The sequence below is a fragment of the Streptomyces sp. NBC_01306 genome, from assembly GCF_026340465.1.
Lineage (GTDB): Bacteria > Actinomycetota > Actinomycetes > Streptomycetales > Streptomycetaceae > Streptomyces.
Window position 1 is genome coordinate 1,367,501 of record NZ_JAPEPC010000001.1, and the last position, 24,561, is coordinate 1,392,061.

At 69.7% G+C, this 24,561-nt stretch carries 21 protein-coding genes; 12 read left to right on the forward strand and 9 right to left on the reverse strand.

What is annotated here, in order from left to right; translation table 11 throughout:
* Positions 1-2: 2 nt before the first annotated feature.
* Complete coding sequence (gene dapA, locus OG385_RS05705) at positions 3-902, reverse strand: 4-hydroxy-tetrahydrodipicolinate synthase (RefSeq protein ID WP_266852397.1); 900 nt, start codon at positions 900-902, stop codon at positions 3-5.
* Between the two features lie 178 nt (positions 903-1,080).
* Positions 1,081-1,821, reverse strand: a complete 741-nt coding sequence (gene thyX, locus OG385_RS05710) for an FAD-dependent thymidylate synthase (protein WP_266852398.1) — start codon at positions 1,819-1,821, stop codon at positions 1,081-1,083.
* A gap of 197 nt (positions 1,822-2,018) precedes the next feature.
* Between thyX and OG385_RS05715 the strand changes: the two genes are divergently transcribed.
* Both OG385_RS05715 and OG385_RS05720 read left to right on the forward strand, forming a co-directional pair.
* Entirely contained in the window at positions 2,019-2,258 is a 240-nt protein-coding gene (locus OG385_RS05715) for a hypothetical protein (RefSeq protein ID WP_266852399.1), read from the forward strand.
* 93 nt (positions 2,259-2,351) lie between these two features.
* Positions 2,352-2,912, forward strand: coding sequence for a hypothetical protein (locus OG385_RS05720; protein ID WP_266852400.1), 561 nt, complete (start codon positions 2,352-2,354; stop codon positions 2,910-2,912).
* 77 nt (positions 2,913-2,989) lie between these two features.
* Here the strand turns inward: OG385_RS05720 and OG385_RS05725 are convergent, their stop codons facing one another.
* The 5 genes from OG385_RS05725 to rpsO all read right to left on the reverse strand — a co-directional run bounded on the left by OG385_RS05725 (position 2,990) and on the right by rpsO (position 8,522).
* A complete protein-coding gene (locus OG385_RS05725; protein WP_266852401.1) occupies positions 2,990-3,442 on the reverse strand; it encodes a tetratricopeptide repeat protein in 453 nt (150 codons plus the stop codon).
* Positions 3,443-3,446: 4 nt separating this feature from the next.
* Complete coding sequence (gene dapB / locus OG385_RS05730) at positions 3,447-4,202, reverse strand: 4-hydroxy-tetrahydrodipicolinate reductase (protein ID WP_266852402.1); 756 nt, start codon at positions 4,200-4,202, stop codon at positions 3,447-3,449.
* Between the two features lie 66 nt (positions 4,203-4,268).
* A complete protein-coding gene (locus tag OG385_RS05735) occupies positions 4,269-5,693 on the reverse strand; it encodes a pitrilysin family protein (RefSeq protein WP_266852403.1) in 1,425 nt (474 codons plus the stop codon).
* Entirely contained in the window at positions 5,690-7,903 is a 2,214-nt protein-coding gene (locus OG385_RS05740) for a polyribonucleotide nucleotidyltransferase (RefSeq protein ID WP_266860655.1), read from the reverse strand. Before OG385_RS05740 ends, OG385_RS05735 begins: the two co-directional genes overlap by 4 nt.
* Positions 7,904-8,231: 328 nt before the next feature.
* On the reverse strand, positions 8,232-8,522 hold the full coding sequence (gene rpsO / locus OG385_RS05745) for a 30S ribosomal protein S15 (protein WP_250297433.1): 291 nt from the start codon (positions 8,520-8,522) through the stop codon (positions 8,232-8,234).
* Positions 8,523-8,835: 313 nt separating this feature from the next.
* Here rpsO and ctaD point away from each other — a divergent pair, with 313 nt between their 5' ends.
* The 9 genes from ctaD to OG385_RS05790 all read left to right on the forward strand — a co-directional run bounded on the left by ctaD (position 8,836) and on the right by OG385_RS05790 (position 21,211).
* Positions 8,836-10,566, forward strand: a complete 1,731-nt coding sequence (gene ctaD, locus OG385_RS05750; protein WP_266852404.1) for a cytochrome c oxidase subunit I — start codon at positions 8,836-8,838, stop codon at positions 10,564-10,566.
* 58 nt (positions 10,567-10,624) lie between these two features.
* Complete coding sequence (locus OG385_RS05755; RefSeq protein WP_266852405.1) at positions 10,625-10,966, forward strand: hypothetical protein; 342 nt, start codon at positions 10,625-10,627, stop codon at positions 10,964-10,966.
* A 119-nt stretch (positions 10,967-11,085) separates the two neighbouring features.
* A complete protein-coding gene (locus OG385_RS05760; protein ID WP_266852406.1) occupies positions 11,086-11,382 on the forward strand; it encodes a DUF397 domain-containing protein in 297 nt (98 codons plus the stop codon).
* A 313-nt stretch (positions 11,383-11,695) separates the two neighbouring features.
* Positions 11,696-15,079: an SCO5717 family growth-regulating ATPase gene (locus OG385_RS05765; protein WP_266852407.1), complete on the forward strand. Its 3,384-nt coding sequence runs from the start codon at positions 11,696-11,698 to the stop codon at positions 15,077-15,079.
* 177 nt (positions 15,080-15,256) lie between these two features.
* Positions 15,257-17,179 carry an ABC transporter substrate-binding protein gene (locus OG385_RS05770; protein WP_266852408.1) on the forward strand — a complete coding sequence of 641 codons (1,923 nt, stop codon included), beginning with the start codon at positions 15,257-15,259 and terminating at the stop codon, positions 17,177-17,179.
* Positions 17,180-17,182: 3 nt separating this feature from the next.
* Positions 17,183-18,253, forward strand: coding sequence for an ABC transporter permease (locus OG385_RS05775; RefSeq protein ID WP_266852409.1), 1,071 nt, complete (start codon positions 17,183-17,185; stop codon positions 18,251-18,253).
* Complete coding sequence (locus OG385_RS05780) at positions 18,250-19,155, forward strand: ABC transporter permease (protein WP_266852410.1); 906 nt, start codon at positions 18,250-18,252, stop codon at positions 19,153-19,155. Before OG385_RS05775 ends, OG385_RS05780 begins: the two co-directional genes overlap by 4 nt.
* Complete coding sequence (locus tag OG385_RS05785; protein WP_266860657.1) at positions 19,101-20,210, forward strand: ABC transporter ATP-binding protein; 1,110 nt, start codon at positions 19,101-19,103, stop codon at positions 20,208-20,210. Before OG385_RS05780 ends, OG385_RS05785 begins: the two co-directional genes overlap by 55 nt.
* Complete coding sequence (locus tag OG385_RS05790) at positions 20,207-21,211, forward strand: ABC transporter ATP-binding protein (protein WP_266852411.1); 1,005 nt, start codon at positions 20,207-20,209, stop codon at positions 21,209-21,211. The genes OG385_RS05785 and OG385_RS05790 overlap by 4 nt, the downstream gene beginning before the upstream one ends.
* Before the next feature lie 150 nt (positions 21,212-21,361).
* Here the strand turns inward: OG385_RS05790 and OG385_RS05795 are convergent, their stop codons facing one another.
* Positions 21,362-22,546 (reverse strand): MFS transporter, encoded by a 1,185-nt coding sequence (locus OG385_RS05795; protein WP_266852412.1) that lies wholly within the window; start codon positions 22,544-22,546, stop codon positions 21,362-21,364.
* Positions 22,547-22,605: 59 nt separating this feature from the next.
* Between OG385_RS05795 and OG385_RS05800 the strand changes: the two genes are divergently transcribed.
* On the forward strand, positions 22,606-23,574 hold the full coding sequence (locus OG385_RS05800; protein WP_266852413.1) for a helix-turn-helix transcriptional regulator: 969 nt from the start codon (positions 22,606-22,608) through the stop codon (positions 23,572-23,574).
* A gap of 27 nt (positions 23,575-23,601) precedes the next feature.
* Here the strand turns inward: OG385_RS05800 and OG385_RS05805 are convergent, their stop codons facing one another.
* Entirely contained in the window at positions 23,602-24,555 is a 954-nt protein-coding gene (locus tag OG385_RS05805) for a bifunctional riboflavin kinase/FAD synthetase (protein WP_266852414.1), read from the reverse strand.
* Positions 24,556-24,561 lie beyond the last annotated feature (6 nt).

Below are 24,561 nucleotides of genomic sequence, written 5' to 3' on the forward strand. Positions count from 1 at the left end.
GTTTAAAGTTCTACCCCGCCGGCGGCAAGATCGATCTTGAGCTGGGCCGTTTCCTCAGGGGCAAGTTCCACCAGAGGAAGCCGGAGCGGTCCGGCAGGCAGGCCCTGGAGGCCCAGCGCGGCCTTCGTCGTGATCACTCCCTGCGTCCGGAACATGCCGGTGAAGACGGGCAGCAGACGCTGGTGGATCTCGGTCGCCTTCTGGACGTCGCCCGCGAGGTACGCCTCCAGGAGGGCTCGCAGCTCAGGGGTGACGAGATGGCCGACGACGGAGACGAATCCGCACGCGCCCACCGAGAAGAGCGGCAGGTTCAGCATGTCGTCGCCGGAGTACCAGGCCAGGCCGCTGCGCGCGATGGCCCAGCTGGCACGGCCGAGGTCGCCCTTGGCGTCCTTGTTGGCCACGATGCGCGGGTGCTCTGCCAGCCTGACGATCGTCTCGGTGTTGATCGGCACACCGCTGCGGCCCGGAATGTCGTACAGCATGACGGGCAGCCCGGTGGAGTCCGCGATGGCGGTGAAGTGCCGGAGCAGGCCTTCCTGCGGCGGCTTGTTGTAGTACGGCGTCACGGCGAGCAGGCCGTGCGCGCCCGCGGTCTCGGCCGCTCGGGCCAGCTCCAGGCTGTGCCGGGTGTCGTTGGTGCCTACACCCGCGATGACGTGAGCACGGTCTCCGACCGCTTCCCGTACCGCCCGCACGAGGTCGTTTTTCTCCGCGTCGCTGGTGGTCGGGGACTCGCCCGTGGTGCCGTTGACGACCAGGCCGTCATTGCCTGCTTCCACCAGATGGGTGGCAAGCCGCTGCGCGCCGTCGATGTCGAGCGCGCCGTCCGCCGTGAAGGGCGTGACCATGGCGGTGAGGACCCGCCCGAAGGGGGTCTGCGGAGTGGAGATCGGAGCCATGGGTACCACGCTACTCGCTGCTCAGTGCGGCGCGTCCCCTCGGGGGACGGGAGCTACGGAGCCCGGCACTGCCTGCTCGGGGGTTCAAGCAGTGCCGGGTCCGTTTGATCAGCCTAGATGAACTTCACCAAAGGGTGCAATCCGGACACCTCACGCGGCCCAGTCGCACATCCGTGCACTACGGGGCGACCCGTCCGTTGGCATTGAAGGCCGCATGAGTCAGCGGCATGAGCTTGTTCCAGTGCTCTTCCATCTGCTCCCCGACCATCTCGATCTCCCGCTGCGGGAAGGACGGCGTCCGCGCCAGCTCGTGCTGCGTGCGCAGGCCGAGGAAGTGCATCAGCGACCGGGCATTGCACGTCGCGTACATCGACGAGAACAGGCCGACGGGCAGCACCGCCCTGGCCACCTCGCGGGCCACGCCGGCGGCCAGCATCTCCTGGTAGGCGTCGTAGGCCTGCCGGTAGGAGTCCTCCATGACGCGACCGGTGAGCTCCTGCTGGGCCGCGGTGCCCTCGACGAACTCGTACTTGCCGGGACGGCCCTGCTGGACCAGCTTGCGGGACTCGCCCGGTACGTAGAAGACCGACTCCAGCTCCCTGTAGCGGCCGGATTCCTCGTTGTACGACCAGCCGACGCGGTGCCGCATGAACTCACGGAACACGAAGATCGGGGCGCTGATGAAGAAGGTCATCGAGTTGTGCTCGAAGGGGCTGCCGTGCCGGTCCCGCATCAGATAGTTGATGAGCCCCTTGGAGCGCTCGGGGTCCTTCCGGAGCTCTTCGAGCGACTGCTCACCCGCCGTGGAGACTCGGGCCGCCCACAGCACGTCCGAATCGCTCGCGCTGTGCTTCACCAGCTCGACGGTGACGTCGCTGCGGAAGCTCGGCTTGGGGTCTGAGGTGGGAGTGTCACTCACCGGCGGGTCCTTCCAGTTGCATCGCTCGGGCGGCGCCCACTCTACGGCGCGGCACCGACAACCAGGACCGGACGAACCGTCAGCAGAAAAGTTCTGCCCATTCGTGGAAATCGGGCACCGATCGGCTGCTTTGGACGTCTGAATCAGTGGAACCAGAGTGGAACCGAAAGTCTCGTGATCCAAGGAGAAGTGCCCCTATGTTCCGCCGGCGAGAGGCCGTCCCGTTCGCATTCGTCGCTGACGCAGACCGCTTCCGTAGCAACATCGAACCGCCGCCCCGTCAACGCCCCACCGCATCCCAGCTCGCAGGCCGTGCGCTCGTCGGCCTCACCGTCGTCGCAGGGATCGCGGGCTCGCTGCTGTTCGGTCTGCCTGCTCTGGCAGCCGATCAGACGCCCGCACAGACACATCAGTCCGAAGCAGCCCACGACCACTGACTCGTCCGGACCCCTGGGGTGGTCGGGCGATGATCTCATCGGTAGCCTCACCGGGCACAGCCAATCGAGCGTGCTTGTGAGTGAGGATCAGTCGTGCCCCTGCCTTTCCTGACGGCCGACCGCGCGTTTGACGCAGCCGCCGAGAATGCCGACGACATCGCGTTGCCGTTCGACGACCACGACCAGTGGCGCCGCCCCTACCGCCCAGGACCCTGGCGGGTCGGGGCGGCGGCCGTGTTGCTGCTGCTCGCCTCGTTCATCCTGCTGGCGGCGATGATCATCGCTTTCGCCGGCGCGGTGTCGGGTGCGGGCGTCACCCTCGCCCTCGGCCTCGTGGTCGTGGCCTGCGCCCTGCGGCTGCTGCGGATGGGCACCTGGGTGAGCAGGCACGGAGTGCGGCGGGTGGGCTTCTTCAAGACGGTCACCGTGCCGTGGGGCCGTACCGCGGCCGTACGCACGGTGCAGCAGCCGGTCCGCTGGCTCGGGCTGCCGCGCACGGTGCAGGGCGAGGCGCTCCTGCTCGTACAGCGCAGCGGTGAGCAGCTGCCGCCGCTGCTCACCGACCACAGTGCCGACTTCCTGGCACGCCACGAGGCCTTCGACCGCGCGGCGGACACGGTCGAGGCCTGGGGTGCGGAGTACCGGCTCGGCTGAGCGGGTCGCCGGGATCAGCAGCCCGGCCGGGCGGATGCCCCCGGCGACACGCAGGCCCGTCAGATCACGCAGGCCCGTCAGATACTGACGGGCCTGCCCGCATGCAGGGCAATGGCACGCTGCATGGCCTTGCGGGCGCGCGGGGTGTCCCTGGCATCCTGGTAGGCGACCGCGAGACGGAACCAGCAGCGCCAGTCGTCCGGGCTGTCCTCGGTCTCCTCCTTGCGGCGGACGAAGACCTGGTCGGCCGAGTCGCGGTCGATCCGGCCGCTGGGCGTACGCACCAACTCGTCGACGGGCAGGCCGCCTTCGGCGTCCAGTTCGGCGGCGAGCCGGTTGGCCCGCCGGACGAACTGGGTGTTCTTCCACAGGAACCAGATGCCGATCAGCGGCAGGATCAGCACGGCCACGCCGAAGGTGACCGTGAGCAGCGTGCCGTTCTCGATGAGCAGCACGCCCCGGCTGCCGACCAGGACGAAGTAGAAGACCAGGACGGCGGCCGTGACGAGGTAGGTGATCTTTGCGCGCATCGGGTCAGCTCAGATCGAGGAAGTGTTCCAGGCCGAAGGTGAGGCCGGGGGTGGTGACCACGCGGCGCGTGCCGAGCAGGATGCCCGGCATGAAGCTGCTGTGGTGCAGGGAGTCGTGCCGGATGGTGAGGGTCTCGCCCTCACCGCCCAGGAGCACCTCCTGGTGGGCCAGGAGGCCGCGCAGCCGTACGGAGTGCACCGGGACGCCGTCGACATCGGCGCCACGGGCACCGTCCAGTGCGGTGCTCGTGGCGTCCGGCTGCGGGGCGCAGCCGGCCATCTCCCGGGCGGCCGCGATGAGCTGAGCGGTGCGCTGCGCGGTGCCCGACGGGGCGTCCGCCTTGTTCGGGTGGTGCAGCTCGATCACTTCGACGGACTCGAAGAAGCGCGCTGCCGCCTGGGCGAACGTCATGGTGAGCACGGCACCGATGGAGAAGTTCGGGGCGATGAGGACGCCCGTCTCCGGGGAGGCGTCGAGCCAGGAGCGGAGCTGCGCGACGCGGTCGTCGGTCCAGCCCGTGGTGCCGACGACGCCGTGGATTCCGTTGCGTACGCAGAATTCCAGATTGCTCATCACCGAGTCGGGATGCGTCAGGTCGATGGCCACCTGGGCACCGGACACGGTGAGCGCGTCGAGCTCGTCGTCGCGGTCGAGGGCGGCGACCAGTTCCAGGTCGTCGGCGGCGTCGACGGCCCGTGCGGCTTCGGAGCCGATACGGCCCCGGGCGCCGAGGACCGCGACGCGCAGCTTGCTGCTCATGCTTGCTCTTCCTTCATCGCTCGCGTTTCACACGTCATGGCTGACGCGTTTCACAGACGGTTCGGCTCAGGAGACCGCTTCGTGGAGGCGGTCCGCCTGCTTGTCCTTCAGCGGCCCGATCACCGACAGCGAGGGGCGCTGTCCCAATATGTCGTGGGCGACCGCGCGGACTTCATCCGGGGTGACCGCGGTGATCCGCTCCAGCATCTCGTCGACCGACATCTGGGTGCCCCAGCACAGTTCGCTCTTGCCTATGCGGTTCATCAGCGCCCCGGTGTCCTCCATGCCGAGCACCGTGGAACCGGCGAGCTGGCCGACCGCGCGGCGGATCTCCTCGTCGGTCACCCCTTCGTTCGCGGCCCGGTCGAGCTCGTCCCGGCAGATCTTCAGGACGTCGTGGACCTGGTTGGGGCGGCAGCCGGCGTAGATGCCGAAGAGACCGCAGTCGGCGAAGCCCGAGGTGTACGAGTACACGCTGTAGGCGAGGCCGCGCTTCTCCCGTACCTCCTGGAAGAGGCGGGAGCTCATGCCGCCGCCGAGCGCGGTGTTGAGGACGCCGAGCGCCCACCGCCGGTCGTCGGTCCTGGCCAGGCCCGGCATCCCGAGGACGATGTGCGCCTGCTCGGTCTTGCGGTTCAGCAGGTCGACGCCGCCCGCGGAGCGCAGGATGCGGGAGCCGGAGCGCGGGTCCACCGGTACGGCGTCGGTACGGGACAGCGCGCCCGCGCGCTCGAACGCCTCGCTGACCTGGCGTACCACCGTGTCGTGGTCGATGTTGCCGGCGGCGGCGACGACGAGGTGCGTCGGGTCGTAGTGCTTCTTGTAGAAGCGGGCGATCTGGCTGCGGCTGAGCCCGTTGACGGTGTCGACGGTGCCGAGGACCGGGCGGCCGAGCGGGGTGTCGCCGAACATCGTCTGTGCGAAGAGGTCGTGGACGACGTCGCCGGGGTCGTCCTCGGTCATCGCGATCTCTTCGAGGATGACGCCGCGCTCGGCCTCGACGTCCTCGGCGGTGATCAGCGAACCGGTCAGCATGTCGCAGACGACGTCTATGGCCAGCGGCAGATCACTGTCCAGGACCCGGGCGTAGTAGCAGGTGTACTCCTTCGCCGTGAAGGCGTTCATCTCGCCGCCGACCGCGTCGATCGTGGCGGAGATGTCGAGGGCGCTGCGCTTCTCGGTGCCCTTGAAGAGGAGGTGTTCCAGGTAGTGGGTGGCTCCGTTGAGGGACGGCGTCTCGTCCCGGGATCCGACGTTCGCCCAGATCCCGAATGTCGCCGAGCGCACTGAGGGGACGGTCTCGGTGACGATGCGCAGACCGCCGGGGAGGACGGTCCTGCGGACCGTGTCGCTGGGTGCTCCGGCGTTGCTCACGTTTCCGTCCTTGAATGCACTGCTGCCGTTCTCGTCCGTGAGGTGGCTCTGGGTACGGGCGACGGCCCGCGCCTCCGATGAGGTGCGGGCCGTCGTCACGGAACTACGGGACGTCACTTGTCGGCGTCGTCCTTCTTCTCGTCTTCTTCGCCCTCGATGACGGGGACGAGGGAGAGCTTGCCGCGGGAGTCGATCTCGCCGATCTCGACCTGGACCTTGGAGCCGACCGCGAGCACGTCCTCGACGTTCTCCACGCGCTTGCCACCGGCGAGCTTGCGGATCTGCGAGATGTGCAGCAGGCCGTCCTTGCCCGGCATGAGCGACACGAACGCACCGAAGGTCGTGGTCTTGACGACCGTGCCCAGGTAACGCTCGCCGACCTCCGGCATGGTCGGGTTGGCGATCGAGTTGATCGTGGTGCGCGCGGCCTCGGCCTGCGAACCCTGCTGGGCACCGATGTAGATGGTGCCGTCGTCCTCGATCGTGATGTCGGCGCCGGTGTCCTCCTGGATCTGGTTGATCATCTTGCCCTTGGGGCCGATGACCTCACCGATCTTGTCCACCGGGATCTTGACGGTGATGATCCGCGGGGCGTTCGGGGACATCTCGTCCGGGACGTCGATGGCCTCGTTCATCACGTCGAGGATGTGGAGGCGTGCGTCACGGGCCTGCTTCAGCGCGGCGGCCAGGACCGAGGCGGGGATGCCGTCGAGCTTGGTGTCGAGCTGGAGCGCGGTCACGAACTGCTTCGTGCCGGCGACCTTGAAGTCCATGTCGCCGTAGGCGTCCTCCGCACCGAGGATGTCGGTGAGGGCGACGTAGTGCGTCTTGCCGTCGATCTCCTGCGAGATGAGGCCCATGGCGATACCGGCGACGGCGGCCTTGAGGGGCACACCGGCGTTCAGCAGGGACATGGTGGAGGCGCAGACCGAGCCCATGGACGTCGAGCCGTTGGAGCCCAGCGCCTCGGAGACCTGGCGGATCGCGTACGGGAACTCCTCGCGCGTCGGCAGCACCGGCACGATGGCGCGCTCGGCGAGCGCTCCGTGGCCGATCTCGCGGCGCTTGGGCGAGCCCACGCGGCCGGTCTCACCGACGGAGTACGGCGGGAAGTTGTAGTTGTGCATGTAGCGCTTGCGGGTCACCGGGGAGAGGGTGTCCAGCTGCTGCTCCATGCGGAGCATGTTGAGGGTGGTGACGCCCAGGATCTGGGTCTCGCCACGCTCGAAGAGCGCCGAGCCGTGCACGCGCGGGATGGCCTCGACCTCGGCGGCGAGCGTACGGATGTCCGTGACGCCGCGGCCGTCGATGCGGACCTTGTCCTTGATGACGCGCTCACGCACGACGGACTTGGTCAGCGCGCGGTACGCGCCGGAGATCTCCTTCTCGCGGCCCTCGAACTTCGGGAGCAGCTTCTCGACGGCGATCTCCTTGACGCGGTCCAGCTCGGCCTCGCGCTCCTGCTTGCCGGCGATGGTGAGCGCCTTGGCGAGCTCGGTCCTGACCGCGGCGGTGAGCGCCTCCAGGACGTCGTCCTGGTAGTCGAGGAAGACCGGGAACTCGCCGGTGGGCTTGGCGGCCTTGGCGGCGAGGTCGGACTGGGCCTTGCAGAGCGCCTTGATGAAGGGCTTCGCGGCTTCGAGACCGGCGGCGACGACCTCTTCGGTCGGAGCCTCGGCGCCGTCCTTGACGAGCTGGATGGTCTTCTCGGTGGCCTCGGCCTCGACCATCATGATCGCGACGTCGCCGTCATCGAGCACGCGGCCCGCGACGACCATGTCGAAGACGGCGTCCTCAAGCTCGGTGTGCGTCGGGAAGGCGACCCACTGGCCCTTGATCAGAGCGACGCGGGTGCCGCCGATCGGGCCGGAGAAGGGCAGGCCGGCCAGCATCGTGGAGCAGGAGGCGGCGTTGATCGCGACCACGTCGTACAGGTGGTCGGGGTTGAGCGCCATGATCGTCTCGACGATCTGGATCTCGTTGCGCAGGCCCTTCTTGAAGGAGGGGCGCAGCGGCCGGTCGATCAGGCGGCAGGTGAGGATCGCGTCCTCGGAGGGGCGGCCCTCGCGGCGGAAGAAGGAGCCGGGGATCTTGCCGGCCGCGTACTGCCGCTCCTCGACGTCCACCGTGAGGGGGAAGAAGTCGAGCTGGTCCTTGGGCTTCTTGGAAGCGCTGGTGGCCGACAGCACCATGGTGTCGTCGTCCAGGTACGCCACGGCGGAGCCGGCGGCCTGCTTGGCCAGGCGGCCCGTCTCGAAGCGGATGGTGCGGGTGCCGAAGGTTCCGTTGTCAATAACGGCCTCGGCGTAGTGGGTCTCGTTCTCCACTAGCGTTTTCTCCATACTCGTCGTCTTTCGTCCCCCAGCCCGTGTGGCGGGGAACGGGGCGGAGAAGCGCTCCATGGTTGCGGGGCCGGTCTTCGATCGAAGCACCCGGGTGATGTTCCCGGGGGCCACTACCGAGGACCGGCGGCGGCTGGAGGGCGCTTCCCCTCGTTCGGTACTGCAGCATTCGGTACTGCGGTTCTACGTACTCGGTACTGCCGTGCACACCCAGGTTACTGAGCCAGGTCCGGGTTCCGCACGTACAGCGGCCGCACGTACGGCAAAGGGAGCGGTCCCCAGGAAATGGGGCCCGCTCCCTCGCACAACGTTCTTACTTGGCGCCGCCGGCCGCACCACGGCGGATGCCGAGGCGGTCGACCAGCGCACGGAAGCGCTGGATGTCCTTCTTGGCCAGGTACTGGAGAAGGCGGCGACGCTGGCCGACCAGGATCAGCAGACCCCGGCGGGAGTGGTGGTCGTGCTTGTGCATCTTGAGGTGCTCAGTCAGGTCCGAGATGCGGCGCGAGAGCATGGCGACCTGAACCTCGGGGGAACCGGTGTCGCCTTCCTTCTGGCCGAACTCGGTCATGATCTGCTTCTTCGTAGCGGCGTCGAGCGACACGCGTACTCCTCGTGAGTCTTCAGGCCACCGAGTGCCCCAGGTCGAATACTCTGGGGAGCTTCCGTAACTCGGGAGGCGGGGATCCGCTGGGCGCAGCCTCCAGGTCATCCGGAGGCGCGTACACAGACGGCCGTCACACAGCGTATCAGCCTTTCCGAGTCGGCCGGCCCGGCCCCCGGGCCCCGTCCGTAGACCCGAACGGCTCAAGCCGCGCGCCACGCCACACCGCCTCAGAACCCTTCGGCGTGAGCTGCGCCATGCTCCTGTGCTGTCCAGCCCGTCAGGGCGCGACCACAGCAGCAGGAGCACCGCAGTGACGACGAGGGCCACCGAGGATTCACCCACGTCCGATGACGATTACGACAGCGAGGTACCGGTACGCCGCAGGCGTCCCGGAAGCATCATCGTCAGCTGGGCGACCACGACCGATCACAAGACGATCGGCACGATGTATCTGGCCACATCGTTCGCCTTCTTCTGCATCGGCGGCGTGATGGCGCTCCTGATGCGTGCCGAGCTGGCGCGGCCCGGTACGCAGATCGTGTCGAACGAGCAGTTCAACCAGGCGTTCACGATGCACGGCACGATCATGCTGCTGATGTTCGCGACGCCGCTGTTCATCGGCTTCACCAACTGGATCATGCCGTTGCAGATCGGGGCGCCCGATGTGGCGTTCCCCCGGCTGAACCTCTTCGCCTACTGGCTGTATCTGCTGGGCGCACTGATCGTGATGGGCGGCTTCCTCACCCCGGACGGGGCGGCCGACTTCGGCTGGTTCGCGTACTCGCCACTGACCAGCACGGTCCACTCCCCCGGGGTCGGCGCGGATCTGTGGATCATGGGGCTGGCCTTCCAGGGCTTCGGCACGATCCTCGGTTCGGTCAACTTCATCACCACGATCATCTGTATGCGCGCACCCGGCATGACGATGTTCCGTATGCCGATCTTCGTGTGGAACGCGCTGCTGACCGCCGTGCTCGTGCTGCTGGCCTTCCCCGTACTGGCCGCCGCGCTGCTCGTGCTGGAGGCGGACCGGAAGTTCGGCGCCCATGTCTTCGACGCGGCCAATGGCGGGGCCCTGCTGTGGCAGCACCTCTTCTGGTTCTTCGGGCATCCGGAGGTGTACATCATCGCGTTGCCGTTCTTCGGGATCGTCACCGAGATCATTCCGGTGTTCTCCCGCAAGCCGGTCTTCGGTTACATCGGCCTGGTCGGGGCCACGATCTCCATCGCCGGGCTCTCGGTGACGGTGTGGGCCCACCACATGTTCGTCACCGGCGGTGTGCTCCTGCCGTTCTTCTCCTTCATGACCTTCCTGATCGCGGTGCCGACCGGTGTGAAGTTCTTCAACTGGATCGGCACGATGTGGAAGGGGTCGTTGTCCTTCGAGACACCGATGCTCTGGTCCATCGGCTTCCTGGTCACGTTCCTCTTCGGTGGTCTGACCGGTGTCATCCTGGCTTCGCCCCCGATGGACTTCCACGTGTCCGACTCGTACTTCGTGGTCGCGCACTTCCATTACGTGGTGTTCGGGACCGTGGTCTTCGCGATGTTCGCCGGCTTCTATTTCTGGTGGCCGAAGTTCACCGGCAAGATGCTGGACGAGCGGCTCGGCAAGATCAACTTCTGGACGCTGTTCGTGGGCTTCCACGGCACGTTCCTGGTACAGCACTGGCTGGGCGCCGAGGGTATGCCCCGGCGTTACGCGGACTACCTCGCCGCTGACGGCTTCACCACGCTGAACACCATTTCGAGCATCAGCTCCTTCCTGCTGGGGCTTTCGCTGCTGCCGTTCTTCTACAACGTCTGGAAGACGGCCAAGTACGGCAAGCCGGTCATGGTCGACGACCCGTGGGGCTACGGCCGTTCGCTCGAATGGGCGACGTCCTGCCCGCCGCCCCGGCACAACTTCACGACCCTCCCGAGGATCCGCTCCGAGGGCCCGGCGTTCGACCTCCACTACCCCGCGATCAACGCTCTCGAAGCTGCGGGGCACGCGGCGGCCTCCTCCCCCTCGTCAGCCACGGGCGCCGGAGACGAGTAGCCCGGCGGAGAAGAGCGGAAGAGAAGAAGAGAAGCGGAAGCGACGGCGAGGAGAAGGCGTGGCAACCGACGAGGACACCGCGCGCGGTCTCGTGCGGATCGAGGGGTACCTGCTGTGGAGCGCGGAGCTGGAGGAGGCCCGACGGCAGGCGGCCCGCTTCGCGGGCCAGTTGCCCTGGCTGACCACCGCCCAGCGGGACGATGTGGAACGCGTCTACACGGCCGACCGGGTGGCCGTCTCCCGGGCCGTGCTCGTACGGATCTCCGACCGGGCGGCCGAACTGCGCGGCGAGTACACGGCGCGCTATGAGCAGTTGAAGCGGCGCTGTGTGTCGGTGACAGTGATGGCAGTCGGTGCGGTGAGCGGCACATATACGGCGATCACGCTGCTCAGCCGGTGATCGCCCAGCACCCTTTACCATCCCGGATCCACGTCACCCGGAACCCATGAGCGGGACCGGTCCCGCCAAGTAGGGTGAGCGAACAGCTTGTTCGTACGTGGTGAAGGGACCGGGCAGCCATGGCTGACGCACACGACAAGGACCGCAAGGAACGCGAGAAGGAAGAGCTCTACGCCCTCGACATCTCCGGTGTCGAGTGGCAGGGCGCACCCGGCACCTCGGAGCACGAGGAGCGGGTCGAGATCGCGTACCTGCCGGACGGGGCCGTGGCCATGAGGTCGTCCATCGACCACGGAACAGTGCTGCGGTACACGGAAGCGGAATGGCGCGCCTTCGTGCTGGGCGCCCGCGACGGCGAATTCGACCTGGAGCCCGCACCGCACAACGGCGGGACCACGAGCGCCGCCGCGGAGTAGGCGAGGGGCGTCGGGGCGACTGCGGCAGATCGATTTTGGGTGGATTTTGGCGCCTTCTTTCCGTTATCGCCGCTGCCTTGTGGCGTAACAGGGCCTGATTCGGGCGCCCCTTGACGGAAAGGTCACGCCCGACGGTGCACTCCGTCATGCCGTCCCGGTACGAATGGTGATTAGGCTGGGACGGGGGCACGGGCCAGAACCCGCAAGCGGGGTGTTCGCGTCCTCACGGGGAGAGCCAGGCGGATCGGACGACAACGGTCGCCCCCCATCCACTACGGCACGAGGGTGCTAGAGCACACCAGCGGGAGGCATTGTGAACAGCGATCGGGACGAGATTCGCGGGGGACCGAACACACCCGTCGACGATCAGTCCGACGCGGATCCCGCCGAGACGGGTGAGTTCACCATCGACTACACCCCTCCCGCCTGGTACACGCAGAACGCTTCGGACGCTCAGGCCAAGGAGCCGGCACCGGCCACTCCGCCGCCCGCGCCCGCTCCGGCCCCCACTCCCCCGCCGCCCGCTCCGCCGGTGCCTCAGACGCCTCCGGTGTCTCAGGTGCCTCCGGTGTCTCAGGTGCCTCCGGTGCAGCCCACCGGTCCGGTCGGTGGGCCTGCCGCTGTGCCGGGGCTGCCGCTGACGGGAGGGTTCCAGCCGAACTGGGGCCCGACGCCGGCCGCCGCGGAGAAGGACGAGCCGGAGACGGGAGCCGGACGTCCGGCGGAGCTGGGTGCCGGCTCGGTGCCCGGAGCCGACCCGGTGTCCGAGCCCGAACAGGAGCCGGAGTACGGGGCGGAGCAGGTTCAGGAGTCGGAGTCCGAGCCAGTGTCGGTTCTGGCTTCCGAAGGTGAGCCGGCGGACGACGCCGATGCGGAATCCGGCCCGAAGCCATTCGGTGATTCCGCGTCCGAGGCCGGAGATGAGCCTGAGCCCGCGTCCGAGCCCGTCGCACCGGTCGTTCATGACCAGGAACCGGAACCGGTAGCAGCGGAACAGCCCCCGAAGGCTGTGCCCGAGAAGGCAGCCGAGTCGTTCGGTGGGGGTGAGGTGCGGAGCGCGGACACCATGAAGTTCTCCCCCGCCGCGCTGAAGCGTGAGTTCGAGAAGCTCGAAGCGGCCGCGAAGGCCGCGCGGGAGCGGCCCGAGGCCCCTCCGGCCCCCGAGCAGAAGAGCACCCCGCCCGCCCCCGCTCCGACGGCCGGAACGTCCGGTGGGGCCTCCGGTCCCTACCGGTCCGACGCGTTCGCGGATCTCGCCGCCTCGTTCGGCATGCCCGGTGCTCCGCGCGGCACTGACAGCCGGAGTGACTTCGGAGCAGAGTCCGGCGCGGAGTCCGGACCGGCGGCCGGATCCGTTGGAGAGCCCGCCGATGCCGTGCCCGTGCCCACCGACGCGGTCGCGGACGCGGTGCCGCCGCACGTTCCGGACGCCCCGGAGCCGCAGGACGCGCCTCCGGCGGCGCCCGCCCAGCCCTGGGCGCCCGCGCCTTCCGCGTCGCCGCAGAGTGAACTGCCGCCGCTGCCGCCCGCGTTCCAGCCCGCCGCGCCGCCGCCCGCTCCGCAGTGGCCGGTCAGCACGCCGAGCGCCGAACAGTCACAGCCGTACCCCGGGCCGCCCCAGCAGCAGCCGGGTCCGCCGCCCGCGGTCGGTCCGGCGGCTCCCCCGGCCCAGCCGTCCTGGCCCGCGCAGAGCGCCGAGCCGGCCGGCGAGCAGGGTGGTTACGGCTTCCCGCGGCCCGCCGAGCCTGCCCCCCAGCAGGTACAGCAGCCACAGCAGCAGACGCCGGGCACGCCTCCCCCGGCTCAGGCTCCGCAGGGACAGGCCGGTTACGGATTCCCGCAGCCGGCCCCCAACCTGCCCGCACCGCAGCAGCACCAGCCCGGTTACGGGTTCCCGCAGCAGCCCCGGCCTGCGGAGTCCGCGCAGCAGCCTCTGCCGCCGCAGGCACCTCAGAACCCCCAGGCCACTCAGCCACCGCACAGCGGCTATGGGTTCCCGCAGCAGGCGCCGCAGGGACAGGCCGGTTACGGGTTCCCGCAGCCGACTCCCCATCTCCCCGCACCGCAGCAGCCACAGGCACCCCAGGCACAACAGCCACCGCAGCAGCACCCCGAATCCGGCTACGGCTTCCCGCAGCCCGGTGCCCCTGCCCCGAACCTGCCCGCGCAGCAGAACCCGCAGGCCCAGGACCCCCAGCAGGCACAGCAGCAGCCCGGCGCCCCCGTCGACCCCCGTACCGGAGCCGGCTGGCCGCAGCCCGTTGCCCATGATCAGCGGGAGCGTTCCGTTCCCGGTGCGCCGCTGGGGTACACGGCGGCCGTCGAGCTGTCGTCCGACCGGCTGATCCGCAACAAGCAGAAGACGAAGAGCAGTCGCAGCGGCCCGGCCGGTGCCTCGCGCTTCAAGATCGGCGGCAAGAAGGAGGAGGCCGAGCGGCAGCGCAAGCTCGAACTCATCCGGACGCCGGTCCTCTCCTGCTACCGGATCGCCGTCATCAGCCTCAAGGGCGGTGTCGGAAAGACCACCACGACGACCGCGCTGGGCGCCACGCTCGCGACCGAACGGCAGGACAAGATCCTGGCGATCGACGCCAACCCGGACGCGGGAACGCTCGGCAGGCGGGTGCGGCGTGAGACCGGGGCCACCATCCGCGACCTGGTCCAGGCGATCCCGTACCTCAACTCGTACATGGACATCCGCCGGTTCACCTCGCAGGCGCCCTCCGGGCTGGAGATCATCGCCAACGACGTGGACCCCGCCGTCTCCACCACGTTCAACGACGAGGACTACCGCCGGGCCATCGACGTCCTGGGCAAGCAGTACCCGGTCATCCTGACCGACTCCGGTACGGGTCTGCTCTACAGCGCGATGCGGGGCGTACTCGACCTCGCCGACCAGTTGATCATCGTCTCCACCCCGTCCGTCGACGGCGCGTCCAGCGCGAGCACCACGCTCGACTGGCTCTCGGCGCACGGCTATTCGGAGCTGGTCGCGCGGTCCCTCACAGTGATCTCCGGGGTCCGCGAGACCGGAAAGATGATCAAGGTCGATGACATCGTGCAGCACTTCGAGACCCGCTGCCGTGCGGTCGTCGTAGTGCCGTTCGACGAGCATCTGTCGGCGGGTGCCGAGGTCGACCTGGACATGATGCGGCCGAAGACCCGTGAGGCGTACTTCAACCTCTCCGCCCTGGTCGCCGAGGACTTCCAACGCGCCCAGCAGGCACAGGGGTTGTGGACCGGCAGCGGCCAGGCACCCCCTCCGCACATGGCCCCGCCGATGCCCGGCCAGCAGCAGCCCTATCCGCCCCAGGGCCCGCAGGCACCTCAGGGACCGCAAGGGCCGCAACAGCCCTACGGAGGTCAGCAGCCCCCGCAGGGCCAGCCCCCGCAACAGCCCTATCCGCCGCAGCAGCAGGGCTGGCAGCAGCAGCCGGTGCAGCCCGGCCGGCAGGGGCCGGGCCAGCAGGGACAGGGGCATCCCGGACAGCCGGTGCAGCCTCCCGCGCAGGGGCAGCCGTGGCAGCAGCAGCCGGGACAGCCGCTCCCCCAGCCGCAGCAGCAGGGCCCCTCGGATCAGCCCGGCCGGCCCGGTCAAGCAGGTCAGGCAGGTCAGCCGGAGTTGCAGGGGCCCGTGCCGCCCGCCGGGTGGCCTCAGCAGCAGCCCCCGCAGGCACCGCCGGCCCCTCAGCAGTAAGGCGATAAGGGTATAGACCACTGAAGGCCCACACCGTGCGAACGGTGTGGGCCTTCAGACATTTGTGCAGACCAGGCACGGTCTTGACGACCGTTGACATGTCTAAACCAGCGCTGATAAACCTTCGCTTCACCAGCTGGCGACTCCATGATTCACCCTGACGCGAGGTCAACGCCCATGGACAGAAGAGTTCCGACCGGCACAATCCGGCACCGATCCCGTTCCCGTCTGCTTCTGGCCACCGGTGCGACCGCCTTCGCCCTGGTGGCCGCCGCCGCGACCCCGCTGAATCCTGCTCCCCAGCAGGCACACGCCGCAACAGCCAAGTCCACCTCCGCCGCTGACGCCGACTCAGGCTCCGGCTCCGGCTCCGGCTCCGGCTCCGGCTCCGGCTCCGGTGGCAAGAAGGTCCTCACCGTCGCCGTCAATCAGAGCGTCGACTCGATGAGTCCGTTCCTCGCCACGCGTCTGGTGTCCACCACCGCGCTGCGCCTGATGTACGACTACCTGACCAACTACGACGTCAAGGACGGCCACACCGTCCCGGGCCTCGCCACCGCGTGGAAGCCGTCGGCCGACAAGCTGACGTGGACCTTCACCATCCGTAAGAACTCCAAGTGGTCCGACGGGCAGCAGGCCACCGCCGACGACGCGGCCTGGACGTTCAACAAGATGATGACCGACGGCGCGGCCGCCACCGCCAACGGCAGCTTCACCGCGAACTTCAAGAAGGTCACGGCCCCCGATCCGCAGACGCTGGTCGTGCAGCTGAAGAAGCCGCAGGCCACGATGACCGCGCTCGACGTGCCGATCGTGCCGAAGCACGTCTGGGAGAAGGTCGGGGACTTCTCGAAGTTCAACAACGACAAGCAGTTCCCGGTCGTCGGCAACGGCCCCTTCATCCTCACCGACTACAAGGTCGACCAGTATCTGAAGTTCAAGCCGAACAAGACGTTCTGGCGTGGCGCCCCCAAGTTCGACGAGCTGGACTTCAAGTACTACAAGGACAACGACGCCGCCGTCGCCGCCCTGGAGAAGGGCGAGGTCTCCTTCGTCCAGGACCTCACACCTGCTCAGGCCGCAGCCCTGAAGACCGAGAAGAACATCAAGGTCAACGACGCCCCCGGCCGCCGCTTCTACGCGCTCGCCACCAACCCGGGCGCCAAGGCCAAGAACGGCCAGAAGATCGGCAACGGCAACCCGGCGCTGCTCGACCCCCGGGTCCGCCGGGCGCTGTTCGCCGCGACCGACACCAAGACCATCATCGACAAGGTCTTCCAGGGCCATGCCGTCCAGGGCGCCGGCTACATCCCGCCGCGCTTCGCCGGCTACTTCTGGAAGCCGTCCGCGAGCCAGCAGGTCGCCTACGACCCGGCCAAGGCCGCAGCCCTGCTGGACCAGGCGGGCTACAAGAAGAACAGCGACGGAAAACGCGTCGGCAAGAACGGCAAGCCGCTGAGCTTCCGGCTGCTCTGCCACGCCACCGACCCGAATGACAAGGCCATCGGCCAGTACATGAAGGAGTGGTGGGGCAAGCTGGGCATCGGGCTGCAGATGAGCTGTCTCGACAACGTCTCCGACCCCTGGCTGGCCGGCCAGTACGACCTGGCCTTCGACGGGTACTCGGTCAATCCCGACCCGGACTACGTCCTCTCCATCCACACCTGTGCGGCGCTGCCCGACACGCCCAAGGACACCGGTTCCACCGACAACTTCATCTGCGACAAGAAGTTCGACACCCTCTACGCCAAGCAGGCCGCCGAGTACAACCCGGCCAAGCGCGCCGATCTGGTGAAGCAGATGGAGTCACGGCTGTACGACACCGGGTACATGAATGTCATGGCCTATCCGAACGCGGTCGAGGCGTACCGTACCGACCAGATCAAGTCCATCGACACGATGCCCCAGGCAGCGGGCAACATCTGGGGCCAGGACGGCTACTGGAGCTGGTGGTCGGCGGTCCCCGCCGACCACAGCGCCTCGAAGTCGTCGGGTTCCTCGACGGGGCTCATCATCGGCATCGTGGCAGCAGTCATCGTCATCGGGCTCGGAGGCTTCGTCGCCCTGCGCCGCCGTTCCACCGCGGAAGACCGTGAATAACCCATGAGCGCTGCTAGCACCACTCCGCTCGCGGAGGGTGCGGCCGACGGCCCGGTCCAGGTCAAGACCGGGCCGTCCGGCCCCCGCACCCGTAACGCGACCGCGTATCTGCTGTACGTCGCGGGCAAGCTGGGCGGCGCGGCCGTCTCGCTGTTCGCTGTCCTGGTCACCAGCTTCTTCCTGTTCCGGATCATCCCGGGCGACCCCGTCCGTACGATGACGCACGGCCGTCCGGTCACCCATCAGCAGCTGCTCGCCCTCCGCAAGCAGCTGGGGCTCGATCTGCCGGTCTGGCACCAGTTCACCCAGTACTGCACCAAGGCGCTCAGCGGCGATCTGGGTACCTCGTACCAGTTCCACGCCCCCGTCGGTCAGCTGATCGCGCAGAAACTGCCCGCGACACTGCTGCTCACCGGCGTCGCCGTGGTGATCTACTCCGCGCTCGGCCTCTGGCTCGGCACCCGCTCCGCGTGGGGGCACGGCGGGCTCGGCGACAGGCTCTCGACCGGGGTGGCGCTGACTCTGTGGTCGGTGCCCGCCTTCTGGCTCGGGCTGCTGCTGATCATCGTGTTCTCGGTGGGTATCGGCCCGATCCCGGGGATGTTCCCGACCGGCGGCATGGAGTCCGGCGGTCTGTCGGGCTTCGCGTACGTCACCGATGTGGCGCATCACATGGTGCTGCCGGTCATCACCCTCGTCGCGGTCGGTTACGCGCAGACCCTCCTGGTGATGCGCTCCTCGCTGCTGGACGAGATGGGCAGCGACTATCTGACGACGGCGCGGGCCAAGGGGCTGCGCGACGTTCTCGTGCGCCGCCGGCACGCGGTGCCCAACGCCATGCTGCCGACCATGACCATGGTCTTCATCAACTTCGGGCATGTGGCGGCCGGTTCGATCCTGGTCGAGACGGTGTTCTCCTGGCCCGGTATCGGCGGTCTCTTCTACTCGGCGCTGAGCGTGCCCGATCTGCCGCTGGTGCAGGGGCTGTTCGTGGTCTTCGCGGGCGCGATGATCGTGATGAACCTGCTCGCCGATCTGCTCTATCCGCTGCTCGATCCCAGGGTGGGCCGATGACGACCGCACAACCGACGGCGGGCTCGCTCGCCCGGGCCAGGCAGCGCGACTCCCTGGCCCGCTTCTGGCAGCAGTACCGCACCCACCGGGCCGGAGTCTTCGGGCTGGCCGGTCTCGTCCTCATCGCGGCCATCGCGCTGGCCGCGCCCCTGCTGGTCGGCAGCGACGTGCAGAGTGTGACGAAGGCGCCCGGCACGGCGCTGGAGGATCCGAGCGGGAGGTTCCCCCTCGGCACCGACCAGTTCGGGCGGTCCGTGCTCGCCCTGCTGGTCTGGGGCGCCCGGATCTCGCTCACCGTGGGGCTGCTGGCCGCCGCTCTCTCGGTGGCCATCGGCACCCTGGTCGGGATCATCGCGGGCCACTTCGGCGGCTGGTTCGCGACGGTACTGATGCGGATCACCGACTGGTTCCTGGTGATGCCGACGCTGGTGCTGGCCATCGTGCTGGCGACCGTGCTCGACCACTCGGTCTGGACGGTGATCCTGGCGATCGGCGTCACCTCATGGCCGACCACGGCGCGGCTCGTGCGGGCGCAGACCATCGCCGTGGAGTCCCGTCCGTACATCGAACGGGCCAGGGCGCTCGGCGGCGGCCACCGCCATGTGATGACCCGGCACGTGCTGCCCAACGTCACCCCGCTGGTGCTCGCGCAGACCACTCTGGGCATCTCGGCCGCCATCCTCACCGAGGCGACCCTGGCCTTCCTCGGACTCGGCGACCCGACGGTGATCTCCTGGGGCGGCATGCTGCAGGACGCCCGCGAGGCGGGCGCGGTGTCCTCGGGGCACTTCTGGTATCTGGCGCCCCCCGGTATCGCCATCGCACTGGTGGCGCTCTCCTTCACCCTCTGCGGCCGCGCCGTGGAGGCCGTGCTCAACCCGAAGCTGGGGGTGGGACGTTGAGCCTCCTCGAAATCAAGGACCTGCACGTGACCTACGGGTCAGGGCCGGCCGCCGTGCCCGCCGTGCGCGGGGTGGACCTGACCGTCGGGGCCGGGCAGAAGCTCGGGATCGCCGGGGAGTCGGGGTGCGGGAAGTCGACTCTGGCGCTGGCGCTGCTGCGGCTGCTGCCCGCGTCGGCGACGCTGAGCGGCGAGATCCTGCTCGACGGCGAGGACGTCCTCACCATGAAGTGGGGGCGGCTGCGGGCCGTCCGCTGGGCAGGCGCCTCCATCGTCTTCCAGGGCGCGATGCACTCCCTCAACGCGGTGCACCGGATCGGCGACCAGATCGCGGAGCCGCTGCTCGTACACCACCAGGCGACCCCGGCCGCAGCTCACGGGCGCGCCCGTGAGCTGCTGGAGCAGGTCGGGCTGCCCGCGGCGCGGGCCGATGCCTATCCGCACGAGCTCTCCGGCGGGCAGCGGCAGCGCGTGATGATCGCTATGGCGCTGGCGTGCGGCCCGCAGGTGATCGTCGCCGACGAGCCGACCACCGCGCTGGACGTGATGATCCAGGCCCAGATCCTGCGGCTGATCGAGCAGTTGGTCACGGACCAGGACATCAGCCTGCTGATGATCAGCCACGATCTGGCGGTGCTCGCCGACACCTGCGACCGGCTGGCCGTGATGTACGCGGGCCGGGTGGTCGAGGAGGGACCGGCGCAGCAGGTGTTCACCGCTGCGGCGCACCCGTACGGCACCGCGCTGTCCGGGTCCTTCCCGCGCATCGGCGATCCCGCGTCCCGGCGTGCCCCGCGCGGACTGCCGGGTGACCCGCCGGACCCGGCCGCGCTGCCGTCGGGCTGTACGTTCCATCCGCGCTGCCCGGTGGCCCTGGACGAGTGCGCGACCAGCGAGCAGGAGCTGCGGGACGCCGGGCCGGGGCGGCAGGCGGCCTGTCTGCTCGTGAAGCCGGGCGTCGGCGCGGTCGCGGAGCCGGGTGACGGCGCGGTCGCCGGGCCGGTCGGCGGCACGATCGCGGAGCCCGGCGCAGAGGAAGCAAGGAGCACCTCATGACCACCCCTCCCCTGCTCAGCACCACCGCGCTGGAGGTCGCCTTCCCCGGCAGGCGCGGAGCCTCCCCGGCGCGCGCCGTCGACGGGGTGGACCTCCATATCGGGCCCGGCGAGATCGTGGCCCTGGTCGGAGAGTCGGGGTGCGGCAAGACGACGCTCGCCCGCACGCTGCTCGGACTCGTACGGCCGACGTCCGGTGAGGTCAGCTTCGCCGGCGAGCCGCTGGACCTCTCCGCCCGCGCCCTCAAGGCGTACCGCAAGCGCGTCCAGCTGGTGCTCCAGGACCCGAGCGGTTCACTCAACCCCCGGCACACCGTGTACGAGGCGGTGGCCGAGGGCCTGCGGATCCACGGGTTCACGGGCGACGAGCGGTCCAAGGTGTCCGAGGCGCTGTCCCGGGCGGGGCTGCGGCCCCCCGAGCGGTTCTTCCTGAAGTATCCGCACGAGCTGTCGGGCGGCCAGCGCCAGCGGGTGGTGATCGCGGGGGCGCTGGTGCTCGATCCCGAACTGATCGTGGCGGACGAGCCGGTGGCGTCCCTGGACGCGTCGGTGCGCGGTGAGATCCTCGCCCTGCTGCTGCGGCTGCGGGACGAGCTGGGTCTCTCGGCCCTGGTCGTCACCCACGATCTGGGGCTCGCGTGGAATATCGCCGACCGGGTCGCGGTGATGTATCTCGGCCGGATCGTGGAGATGGGTGACGTCGACCGGATCCTCACGGCGCCCCAACACCCGTACACCCAGGCGCTGCTGTCGGTGATGCCGGACGCCCCGACCGATCCGGTGGTCCTCAGCGGTGAGCCGCCGGACCCGTCCAGGGTGCCGTCCGGGTGCCGGTTCCACGCCCGCTGCCACATCCTCGCCTCGGGCGAGGCGGAGCGTGCGGGGGTCGCCGACGCCTGCCGTACGAAGGACCTTCCGGTGCTGGCGGGCGGCGGGGCGGACGCGGTGGCGTGCCACTGGGCCGCGGCGTCGAAGACCGCGGGGCCGGTTCCGGCCTCCTGAGGCGGTGTCGCCGGGGCGGTAATTCCGGCGTGCCGCCGAGGTGAGCACGGCAGGGTGCGGAGGTGTTGCAGCAGACCCCGACCCGGCCGGCACCGCCCGCGACCCGGCCGCATCCGGCGCGGACGTGCCCGCACGCCGACAGGTGACGAGTCAGGGAACTGGCACCGCGGTCGCCGGTGCCCGCGTCCGCAGCCCCGGTGTCAGGGCCAGTGTTACGGCGACGGACGCCGCGGCCATCACCGCCATGGCCGTCGCGGCGGAGGTGTGCTGGGCCACTGCGCCGGCCAGGGCGGCGCCCACGCCCTGGAGTGTGAGCATCCCCGAGGTGTGCAGACCGAGCGACTGGCCCTGGATGTCGTCCGGCGTCAGCTCCACCAGACGCTCCATCAGGACCAGGCTCGCCGCGTATCCGGCCGAGGCGAGCACGATGGCGGACACCGCGAGCGGCGGCCCCGGCCGGAGGGCGAACAGCAGATAGGGCGCAGCGAGCAGGAGCAGCAGCGGGGTGGCGAGCCGGGGCCGCCATCGGGGCGGCACGAACCGGCCGACGGCCACGTCCCCGGCCAGCATCCCGGACGCGGCGGCCGCCAGCAGCAGCCCCGCGTGCCCGGGCGCGTACGGCACGAAGACCGACTCGCAGCCCACGATCAGGCCGTTGGGCACCCAGAGCGCGAGGTAGACGTACCGGCGCGGCGCGGACGACCAGATCAGCCGGTTGACGCGCCAGGTCTCCCGGACCGATGGGCGGCCCGCCGACCGGGCCGGCCGGCTGCTGAGGCCGCCGAGCGCGACGGCCGCGGCGGACAGGGCGAGAGCGGCGGCGACGAGGAGCGCGCCACGCGGGGACAGTGCGGCGACGAGCACACCGCCGACCGCGAACCCGGCGATCTGCGTGACCCCGGCCACCATGTTCAGCGCCGAACGCCCCAGGACGTACGCCTCCTTGGGGAGGATCTCGGCCAGCAGGCCGTACCGCACTCCGCCGCCCACCGAGCCCGCAAGGCCGAGGCCGAACAGCACCGCGAAGGCGGCCCGGAGCGGCAGTCCCGGGAGCGCGAGGACGGCGGCGCCCGCGCCGGTGATCGCCGCGAGGACGGTCTCGGCGGCCCGGGGCGGCAGCCGGTCGGCGGCGGAGAGCAGCGCCACCGCGCCGAGGGCCTGGGCGAAGGAGCCGCCGAACATGCTCAGCGCGGCGAACAGCGGTGAGTGGGTGGCGGAGTAGACCAGCGAGGCCAGTGCGATGCCGCTGACGGTCGACCCCACGCCCAGAAGCGAGACGGAGACGAAGAGGGGCGTGAACTCCGGTACTCCGAAGAGCTGTCGGTAGGTGCGCATGCGCCGGATTCTGACCGGGTGCCAGGGGCGGAGGTTAATGTTTCGCCGGGGGGCGAAACATGGGGCTGTGGGTCATCGACGCGGACACGCTGGCGCGCAGCCGGTTTGTGATCTCGCAGTTCAGCGAGGCTTTCGCCTGTCTGGTGATGCTGGAGTCCGGGCAGACCGGGCACCCCGGTGAGCAGTCCTGGCTGGCCGTGCACCGGCCCGCCTACCGGGAGTTGCTGGACGCCGACCCGGTGACCCGGCTGCTGGTACGGACGGGTCTGCGGCCGCACTGGATCGCCGACTTCCTGTCGCCCACGCCCCCGTCCGATGACGAGTCGGACTTCCACTGCGAGCTGGCCGGGGTCCGCGCCACCCCGCCGGCCGAGGCCCGCCACGACCTGGCCTTCGGGGCGGGCGGCCGGCTGCCCGCCGCCCTGCACCGGGACGATCTGCCGGACCGCGCGGCCGACCTGCTGGAGTGGGTGTGGACGGAGACCGTGCTGCCGTACTGGCCCCGGCGGCGACGCCTCTTCGAGGCGGACATCCTGGCGCGCACCCGGCTGCTCACCAAGGGCGGCTGGGCGGCGGCGCTCGACGACATCCGGCCGGGGATGCGCTGGCTGGGCGAGGGGCGGCTGCGGGTCAACCACGGTGCCTATGAGCCGCAGGAGCTCTCGGGCGCGCAGCTGCTGTTCGTGCCGGCGAGCGGGCGCAGCGGCTGGGTCTCGTGGGAGAGGCCGCACCGCTTCTCCGCCGTCTACCCCTGTACGGGACAGCTGTCGGAGCCCGCGCCGACGGCTGCGCCCGCTGATGCCCTCGGCAGGCTGCTGGGCAGTGGCCGGGCGGGTGTTCTGCTGCTGCTCGACACCCCCAAGAGCACCACGCAGCTGGTCGCGCTCTCGGGCCAGGCCCTGGGATCGGTGGGCCGCCATCTCAAGGTCCTGCTGGACGCCGGTCTGGTGTTCAGGCGGCGGGCCGGGCGGTCGGTGCTCTACTGCCGGACGACGGCCGGGGATGTGCTGGTGGCGGCGGAGCGCTGAGCGCGCGCCCCGGCCGGGGCGCCGCCGTCAGTGCGACTCGTACGCCTCGATCAGCGTCCGGCAGCGCTTCACATCGTCCGCCATCGCCACGAGCAGGGCGTCGATCGAGTCGAACTTCTCCATGCCGCGCACATAGGCGAGGAAGTCGACGGCGACGTGCATCCCGTACAGGTCGAGGCCGACGCGGTCGATGGCGTACGCCTCGACGGTGCGCTCGCTGCCGTCGAACTGGGGGTTGCTGCCCACCGAGATCGCCGCGGGCATCCGTTCGCCGTCCGCGGTCAGCCACCCCGCGTACACCCCGTCCACCGGGACCGCGGTGTGCGGCAGCGTCTCGACGTTCGCCGTGGGGAAGCCCAGCTCGCGGCCGCGCTGCGCGCCACGGACCACCACGCCCTCGACGCGGTGCGGGCGGCCAAGGATCTCGGCCGCGCCCGTCATGTCGCCCTCGGCGACCAGGCGGCGGGTCAGGGTGGACGAGAACGGCTCGCCGCCGCCCGCCTCCCCGCTCACCGAGAGGTCGATGATGTCGACCTCGTAGTCGTACGTCGCGCCCAGCTCGGCGAGGAAACCGACGTTTCCGGCCGCCTTGTGGCCGAAGCGGAAGTTGGGGCCCTCGATGACGGCGCGCGCATGCAACTTGTCGACCAGGACCTTCACGATGAAGTCGGCGGGCGACAGCTTCGAGAACTCGCTGGTGAAGGGGAGGATCAGCTGCGCGTCCACGCCCAGCTCCGCCATCAGTTCGGCGCGGCGGTGGTGCGGCGCGAGCAGCGGCGGGTGGCTGCCGGGGCGTACGACCTCGCTGGGGTGCGGGTCGAAGGTGACGACCACCGAGGGAACGCCCAGCTCACGCGCGCGCCGCACGGCCCGCCCGATGATCAGCTGATGGCCGCGGTGCACCCCGTCGTAGGAGCCGATGGTGACGACGCTGCGTCCCCAGTCCTGGGGAATGTCCTCCAAGCCACGCCAGCGCTGCACTGAGAC